The sequence below is a fragment of the Psychrobacter coccoides genome (assembly GCF_017498085.1).
Classification (GTDB): domain Bacteria; phylum Pseudomonadota; class Gammaproteobacteria; order Pseudomonadales; family Moraxellaceae; genus Psychrobacter; species Psychrobacter coccoides.
Genome location: NZ_JAGBKM010000022.1, coordinates 46,636 through 54,021, shown reverse-complemented (window position 1 = coordinate 54,021; position 7,386 = coordinate 46,636). Strand labels below are relative to the sequence as shown.

At 43.6% G+C, this 7,386-nt stretch carries 7 protein-coding genes; 3 read left to right on the top strand and 4 right to left on the bottom strand.

The genetic code is table 11. From position 1 onward, the window contains the following. A partial coding sequence (locus J3492_RS11125; RefSeq protein WP_207992126.1) for a zinc ribbon domain-containing protein occupies positions 1-118 on the top strand: 118 nt, incomplete at its 5' end. A 155-nt stretch (positions 119-273) separates the two neighbouring features. Continuing rightward, complete coding sequence (locus J3492_RS11120; RefSeq protein ID WP_207992124.1) at positions 274-1,173, top strand: LysR family transcriptional regulator; 900 nt, start codon at positions 274-276, stop codon at positions 1,171-1,173. A 134-nt stretch (positions 1,174-1,307) separates the two neighbouring features. Here J3492_RS11120 and J3492_RS11115 read toward each other — a convergent pair whose 3' ends face one another. Together J3492_RS11115 and J3492_RS11110 are read right to left on the bottom strand one after the other, a co-directional pair. Continuing rightward, positions 1,308-2,489 (bottom strand): aspartate aminotransferase family protein, encoded by a 1,182-nt coding sequence (locus J3492_RS11115; protein WP_207992123.1) that lies wholly within the window; start codon positions 2,487-2,489, stop codon positions 1,308-1,310. A gap of 57 nt (positions 2,490-2,546) precedes the next feature. Continuing rightward, positions 2,547-2,738: a DNA gyrase inhibitor YacG gene (locus tag J3492_RS11110; protein WP_207992122.1), complete on the bottom strand. Its 192-nt coding sequence runs from the start codon at positions 2,736-2,738 to the stop codon at positions 2,547-2,549. 376 nt (positions 2,739-3,114) lie between these two features. Here J3492_RS11110 and J3492_RS11105 point away from each other — a divergent pair, with 376 nt between their 5' ends. Then, positions 3,115-3,783: a DUF938 domain-containing protein gene (locus tag J3492_RS11105; RefSeq protein ID WP_207992121.1), complete on the top strand. Its 669-nt coding sequence runs from the start codon at positions 3,115-3,117 to the stop codon at positions 3,781-3,783. A 137-nt stretch (positions 3,784-3,920) separates the two neighbouring features. On the opposite strand, the gene J3492_RS11100 is transcribed toward J3492_RS11105, so the two are convergent. Together J3492_RS11100 and purD are read right to left on the bottom strand one after the other, a co-directional pair. Then, positions 3,921-5,315: an ABC1 kinase family protein gene (locus J3492_RS11100; RefSeq protein ID WP_207992120.1), complete on the bottom strand. Its 1,395-nt coding sequence runs from the start codon at positions 5,313-5,315 to the stop codon at positions 3,921-3,923. Positions 5,316-5,528: 213 nt separating this feature from the next. Then, on the bottom strand, positions 5,529-6,875 hold the full coding sequence (purD, locus tag J3492_RS11095) for a phosphoribosylamine--glycine ligase (protein ID WP_207992125.1): 1,347 nt from the start codon (positions 6,873-6,875) through the stop codon (positions 5,529-5,531). Between the last annotated feature and the right edge of the window lie 511 nt (positions 6,876-7,386).

Below are 7,386 nucleotides of genomic sequence, written 5' to 3'. Positions count from 1 at the left end.
AATAAGAGGATGGAGGTGTGCTGAGTGTGGCACATGGCATGATAGAGATATCAATGCCGCTAAGAACATCCTTGCGGTCGGGCTTGACCGTCTAGTTGTAGGAATCCCCTCGGTTTAGCGAGGGGAGGAAGTCAAATAATGCTTTCAGTCATATTTGGCAGGTTCCAATGAGAGGGGAGTTTTGTAGTTCTTTGTGAAAAACTTATATTATCCGCTATAATAGTTAAGTTATATTAAAAAATAAAGTTAGCTAAAAATAGCTTGGGTGAAAATATGCTAGATAATTTACGTGGTATGGCTGTGTTTGCCAGTGTGGTAGGGCACGGGTCCTTCAGTGGGTCGGCTCGTGAGCTTGGGATTACCACCAGTGCAGTCAGCCAACAGATTCGATCATTGGAAAATGAGCTGGGTGTGGTGCTGCTGCATCGTTCTACACGTAAGCTCAGTTTGACCGAAGCGGGCGAAAGCTTTTATGAAGCGGCAAGAGATATGGTCAGCGCTGCTGAGCAAGGCCGGATCAAGGTCAATCAATTGCGTGATGAGTTGGCGGGCAGTCTGCGTATAGCCACTACCCCTGAGTTAGGGGTGCATCATATTTTACCCGCCTTATCCACATGGATGGCAGCACATAATGATTTAAGCATTACTTTTTTGGCAGACAATCATTATGTCGACTTGATTGATGAGCGCATCGATATCGCCATTCGTATGAGCCCAAGCATCGATGATTTGACATTAAGTAACCATCCGTTATCTGATGTGCGGCAAGTTCTGGTGGCCTCTCCTCAGTATTTGCGACATCACAAAAAGATTGAATCGCCTAAAGATTTAAATGAGCATCAGCTCATTTGTATCGATATCATGAAGGACGCCAGTCAGCTGGACTTTGTACAGACCGAAACAGGTAAAAAAACACGGCTAAAGATGTCATCACGCATTCACACCAATAATGTCTTTATGGCACTAACCTTGGCAAAAGAGGGTCATGGTGTGGTGAGAATGATGGAGATGGATGCCAAAAACGACCTAGCTAATGGTAATCTGGTCGAGGTATTAACCGGCTATCAGTTGCCAAGTTTTGTATTGTATGCGGTAACCTTAAACCGTGAGCAACAACCTGCTAAAGTCAGCCGTTGTTTGGAAGTACTCAAAAAATACTTTCATGCTGGCTAATGGTTCAGAAAAAAATGTAAAAGCTATGATGTATAAGTAAAGACCTCCAGTTTGAACTGGAGGTCTTTTACCTGTAGTAATGTCATGGCTACGCTATCTAGGTGCTGACAGCCATACCAAAAAACAGCAGGTATTTAAAATAAGGGAGTCAATAAGCTTAATAGGCGCTCAACCACTTGCTCGCTTTCATCACGTTGCATATTCAGTGGTGGTAATAAGCGTATGACATGGCCACCAGTAACGTTGATGATAAGCTGATGCTCATCACGTGCACGATCTACCAGTTGGCTGCAGTCTATTGATTCAGGCAGAGCGATACCTATCATCATTCCCGCCCCGCGGCTGCTCACGCCATGCTTTTGTAATTTATCCGTTATCCCGTCACGAATAAACTGACCCTCACTGACCGCGTTTTTCATGATGTCGCCATCAGACAGTACCTCATAGACACTATGAACCACACGACTGGCAAGCGGCGTACCACCATAAGTTGAGCCATGACTGCCAGCTCCAAACAAGCCATTAGCCCGTCCACGTACCATACAGGCGCCGACAGGAAAGCCATTTCCCAAACCTTTAGCAGTGGTCAATACATCAGGACGAGCGCTGCTATGCTGATAAGCAAAATATTTACCCGTGCGCCCGTTGCCCGTTTGTACCTCATCAAGCATAAAGAGCCAATCATGGGCATCGCACTCTGCTTGTAGTGCTTCCAAATAGGCAAATCCATTATCAGCAGTGTTTAGTCCACCCTCGCCCTGAATAGGCTCGACCAATAGGGCACAAATGTCTTCATGCTCGGCGGCAGCTTGCTGGATGGCGTCGATGTCCCCAAAGGGCACACGAATAAAATCATCGTCTAAAGTAAAGAAGCCTTCACGTGCTTTAGGGTTGGCGGTGGCTGATACTGATAGCAGCGTACGACCGTGAAAGGACTGTTCCATCACGATGACTTTAGGACGTTTAAAACCACACTGATGAGCGTATAAGCGAGCCATTTTTAGCGCCGCTTCATTGGCCTCAGCACCACTATTGGCAAAAAACACACTATCCATTTGAGCGGCCGTACAGAGAGCTTGGCCAGCACGCTCTTGCCAATCAATACCGAATAAATTACTGGTATGTACTAAAGTGGCGGCTTGCTGCTGAATCGCATCAGTCACTTGTGGGTGGCAATGTCCAAGACCGCATACGGCAATGCCTGTTAAAGCATCTAAATAGGGCGTATCCTCTTTGGTATATAACCAGCTGCCCAAGCCACGAGTAAAGCTAATCGGTTGGCGATTATAAGTGGGCATCAGATAAGTGGCTGACATACATAGCATCCTTAAGGTTGAGTAAAGAAAATACAGTTAAAATATTGTGTTATCAGATTATAGCTCATCAGAAAACGGAGTCGTTTCGGCAGGGACGCTATACTCTTCATTGGCCCAAGCGCCAAAGTCAATCAGCTTACAGCGCTCACTACAAAACGGCTTATATTTGTTGTCTTGCCACGCTGTGAGCGTGCCACAATGAGGGCAGGGGTATGTCTTTGGGGCAGGGTTTAAGTTAGATTCTGTCATAATAAAGTGGGGCTGTCCTAAAGGTTTGAGTACAATGATTAGGAGAAGTACTATCAATGAAGAAGAACCGTTATAATAGCATGCAGTCTTTAAAAGACAAATAAATGTCCCTACCAAAAGCTTATAGTGTGAGTCCTCAATAAAAAGAGTACAGCTATTATAACGTGCTACTGGTACAAATTTTCCTTGCTTACTGTGCGACTCCGTCACTCCAGAGGCTGCGAAAAATCCATCTCAGTAACGCTGCATCTATTTTATAGTGGCTTGACTATATAATACCTAAAGCATAATAGTGATATATAAAATAGCCTAAGCAAAAAAATTAAAGAAGTCCCAACTTACACATCACACAGAAATCAAAAAATAGAGTTTATCCATGAATCACCAGAACAACCTCTCTCATAATCATCTAAGAGCGTTTCAACCAGAAAAACTAACACCACCACGCAAATTTACTATTCCAGAAGCTTTACAAAGAGAAACCCTGAAACAACCTTTAATACTTGAGATTGGAGCAGGGAAGGGCAAGCATGCACTAAGCTTTGCGACAGAAAATCCTGATAAGCATTTAATTGCGATTGAGCGCACCCGTAATAAATTTGAAGCTTTTCATAGGCTTTTTACGCAGCAGTCTTTGGATAATTTAACGCCCGTGCATGCTGACGCCATTGCATGGGTCGTCCATGCCATTGCGCCCAACAGTTTAGCTGGTATATATATTTTGTATCCCAACCCTGAGCAGCATAATCCAAACCAACAATGGCTAAACATGCCATTCTTTGAATTTTTATTATCACGTTTGCAGCCAGAAGGGAAGATTATACTGGCCACAAACATAGAGGCTTATATTGATAATGCTGAGCAGCAGGCAGCAAAGGTTTGGCAGCTGCCTTATAGCCGCAATGTCGTAGCAAATGATAGTGACCGTACCCATTTTGAGGTCAAGTATTTGGCCCGGAACGAGAGGTGTTGGCAGTTGACAATGACAAAGCCTGAGGGTTATTTAACTAGATTTGATCATTGGCAAATGATAGATACCTTTTAAAATCTGTAACAATAATCTTAAGTCATACAGATAAAGATGCTTAATTTATCTACTATAAAATAGCCTAAGCAAATAAATAAATTCAAAATAAAACCGCTCCTAAAGAGCGGCAGAAAAATTTAGCAAATAACAATTAATTATAAATAAGGTTTTACCAATCTAGCAGAATCAGTATGAGCGTCAATCACCGTCAAAAATGTATAAGCACCAATAAACTTACGACTGATAAACATAAACTCTTTGGGAGGTAAATTAAATTCAAATGATTGCACCGCTTTAGTGGCACTTGCTGATATACGTGAATGTAGCTTACTGTTTGCCCAAATATAACGCTGCTGCTCATCCAAACAATCACTAGGAATATCGGGGTTGCTATCAGGGTCACTAAATGGTTCAGTAGCCAATAAAAACAAAGAAGCTATGTCAGATCTGACTTTACCGCTCATCGTCTCAAAAAATTCATAGCCTGTCATACTATTCATCATCGCTTTATGATCATGATGGTAGCCTGCACGCAATAAGTTGTGAGCGATCATTAATAAGTTTTCATCAAACTGACGGATAGCACCAAAATCTAACAATACTAACTTATCAAGTTCATTTTCATCATCACTGATACGTACCAAGTAGTTGCCAAAGTTGGGGTCAGTTTGCATTTCTCCCCAAACAAAGATTTCCTGCATCATAATTTCGATTGCTGCTTGTCCAATAGCATTTCGACGTTCGTGGGGCAGGGTCTGTAATGCATCTGAAGTCACCGGCACGCCAGACTCAAAAGTCATACAAAGTAAGCGCTTACTTGAATAGGTGCGGTTGATTTTAGGCACCACATAACGGGGGTCATCTTTTAGGCGTTCATAAAACCGTTCGGTCGTAGCAGCTTCAATTTTGTAATCCACCTCATGGTGCAGCAGGTCACGAATCTCTTCAAACCAAGCATCCAAAGCACGGGTTTGTGGCACGACATTACTTACCTTTAACAGACGCTTAAATAAGGCCAAGTCAGAGTCTATTGCTTCTGCCACGCCTGGGTATTGGATCTTTAATACAACTTCCTCACCTGTAGCAATAACTGTGGCACGATGGACTTGCGCAAGGGAGGCGGTCCCAATAGGGACAGGGTCGACTTTAAGTTCATTGAGCTTGTCTTTTAGAGTATGGCGCAGAGTTTGCTCAATCTTTGGCCAACTGAGTGTCGCTGTATCATCATTCAGCGTTTGTAATGCGCTAGTAATCTCAGGTGGCAATACATGCTCGCCATACAGCGCCAACATCTGACCAATTTTCACCACAGAGCCTTTTAGCTTGCCCAGCTCTTCTACGACATAATTTGCTTGTGCTTCCATAAACGCTTGATTGCGTTTGGCACGAGTGTTTTTGTCCAAAAAGATGCCTGACATGCTATTGCCTGCCCAGCGGCGGCCTATATTCAAAGAGGTTTTGGCGATAGACAACCGACGTTCGAACCCAGAGGTTTTTAGGTTATCAATCGATTGCTTGTTATTAGAAGGTTTAGAAGTATTGTGTGCCATAGATATAACCATTCATCAGTTGCAACTGATTTGCGGGTTAGAGACTAACAATACAAGTGGTCTGTAATGTTAGAATACAAAATCGTACTGACTGCTAGGTCATAGTACAGATGATTACAATGAAAACAAACAATACCTCAGTCTTTATTCTGACTGAGGTCTATCTATAGAGTGTATCAGAGAACACAGGACATTGTTTTGACAGAGTCTACTCTAAGCGTCCTTGCGAGTAATAGCATGATGCCCGATATCACGGCGGTATTGGGCGCCATCAAAGCCGATTGCAGCAGTAACGGTGAGTGCTGCCTGCTGGGCATCTGATATGGTGTCTGCCAGAGCAGTCACACATAATACGCGGCCACCGTTTGTGACAACTTCTTTATCCTCATCAGTTGTTATATCTGCTTTTTGATTGTCTAAAGCGGTATTATGGTTAAACGCCGTACCGGCATGAAACACTTTTATTGCTGAGTCATTAGCTTGATCTAATGCTGGTAATCCAGTAATAACATCGCCCTTAGATGATGTTTCTGGATAGCCTTTTGAGGCCATTACAATACCAAGAGCAGGGCGCTCATCCCATTTTGCTTGAGCGGGTAACGTGCCAGCCAAGCCCTGAGCAACCAAGTCTACCATCGATGACTGCAAGCGCATCAAAATAGGCTGAGTCTCAGGGTCACCAAAGCGGCAGTTGAATTCGATAACGTAAGGGTCACCAGCGTTATCAATCATCAGGCCTGCATACAAAAACCCAGTATAAGGATGACCGGCTGCATTCATGGCATCAACCACGGGCTGAATCACTTGTGTCATCACCTTGTCATGTACTTCTTGCGTGACAACTGGGGCAGGAGAATACGCACCCATACCGCCGGTATTGGGGCCAGTATCGCCTTCAAAAGCACGCTTATGGTCTTGACTGGTCGCCATCGGTAAGATGTTTTTGCCATCAATCATACAAATAAAGCTGGCTTCTTCTCCTTGAAGAAACTGCTCAATCACCACGCGGCTACCTGCATCCCCAAACTTATTGTCTGCCAGCATATCATCAACAGCTGCATAAGCTTGTTCGATCGTTTCGGCAACGATAACGCCTTTACCTGCAGCCAGTCCATCAGCTTTGATGACGATAGGGGCACCTTGCTCATCAATATAGGCTTTGGCGCTATCAACATCGGTAAAACCCTGATAAGCGGCGGTTGGAATGTTATGCTCAGCCATAAATTCTTTGGCAAAAGTCTTGGAGCCCTCTAACTGCGCACAATATGCCGTGGGTCCCCAAGCCTTGATGCCAGCCTTGCGACAAGCGTCGACAATACCTGTGACGAGTGGCGCTTCGGGTCCGACGATAACCATATCAATATTATTATTTTTGCAAAACTCAATAACAGCGTCATGTTCGTCATTATTGTCTTTCAAAACAACGTTTTGGCACTTTGGCTCCAAGGCTGTACCCGCATTGCCCGGCGCAACGTAGACATTATCGACTGCCTCATCTTTTGCACACTGCCATGCCAGCGCATGTTCGCGACCACCTGAGCCAATCACCAAAATATTCATCATACGTCTGCCCTTAGTATCTTGTCTTTAGTAGAAAATCGTCTTTATTAGGAAGTGTATTAAGCGGTTATGGTATCTCGCTTAAGCCCCATGTAATGCATTGCCGTATTCTAACAAAAAAACCGTAGCGATTGCCACGAGTATCCACTCTCAGAGGTTTAATCTTGATGTTTAGTGACCTTTATAAGAAGTCATCAGCTATTTTGTCAGATTACTCGCTCAGTTACTTGCTTGATGACTCGCTTATGTGTGCTGTCAGCAGTAACAAACATAAGGGTAAAAAAAGCTAATAAATGTTTGGTAATAGCGTACACTGTCCGGAACCGTCATTTTTATAATCACACTCTAGCAAAACTATACTGCTCTCTTGAATTGTCATGCGCTAAGGCTCGTCAATTCGGCTGAGTTGGCTTAAATAGTAACGGTTTAAGCGATGTTAGTGGTTTAGGCTCACGATTTTTTTATGAAATATAATTTTACACTTTAGCTATCACGACAGTTGCGTTACACT

What these genes read in the sequence shown, in the direction of transcription:
- J3492_RS11120 (WP_207992124.1), top strand. Translation starts at nt 274, where the DNA reads ATGCTAGATAATTTACGTGGTATGGCTGTGTTTGCCAGTGTGGTAGGG.
- J3492_RS11115 (WP_207992123.1), bottom strand. Translation starts at nt 2,489, where the DNA reads ATGTCAGCCACTTATCTGATGCCCACTTATAATCGCCAACCGATTAGC.
- J3492_RS11110 (WP_207992122.1), bottom strand. Translation starts at nt 2,738, where the DNA reads ATGACAGAATCTAACTTAAACCCTGCCCCAAAGACATACCCCTGCCCT.
- J3492_RS11105 (WP_207992121.1), top strand. Translation starts at nt 3,115, where the DNA reads ATGAATCACCAGAACAACCTCTCTCATAATCATCTAAGAGCGTTTCAA.
- J3492_RS11100 (WP_207992120.1), bottom strand. Translation starts at nt 5,315, where the DNA reads ATGGCACACAATACTTCTAAACCTTCTAATAACAAGCAATCGATTGAT.
- purD (WP_207992125.1), bottom strand. Translation starts at nt 6,875, where the DNA reads ATGAATATTTTGGTGATTGGCTCAGGTGGTCGCGAACATGCGCTGGCA.